Source organism: Dawidia cretensis (genome assembly GCF_018598175.1).
GTDB lineage: Bacteria > Bacteroidota > Bacteroidia > Cytophagales > Cyclobacteriaceae > Ohtaekwangia > Ohtaekwangia cretensis.
In genome coordinates this window covers 1-271 of record NZ_JAHESE010000190.1, presented here as the reverse complement: position 1 = coordinate 271, position 271 = coordinate 1, and the positions used below count along the sequence as shown (strand labels likewise).

Sequence of the window (271 nt, the reverse complement as noted above, 5' to 3'; positions counted from 1 at the left end):
CGATCAGCATGCGATCTCTGAGTCCGGGGGAAGAGCGTGCTCGAGCGGAGAGCCGGCAGGATCGCAAGTGTTGAAGGCATTGTATCCTACGTGCAAAGGAGCTTCTGTGCGGTTCTCCTTCAGCCGCTTCAACACCACCGAAGACGTCGACCAGGCGGTCCGGGTGCTCGAACAACTTATGTGTATACCAGCATAAGGGTATGAACGTGTGCGCGCGTTCCGATATTCTTTGTTTTCGCGCCCACGCTTTTTTGTGTTGATTGTGTGCTTC

General features: G+C 54.6%; 1 pseudogene. It reads left to right on the top strand.

Annotated elements, in window-relative coordinates:
* Positions 1-196 (top strand): annotated as a pseudogene (locus tag KK062_RS30310) (cysteine desulfurase); the annotation flags it as partial.
* Positions 197-271 lie beyond the last annotated feature (75 nt).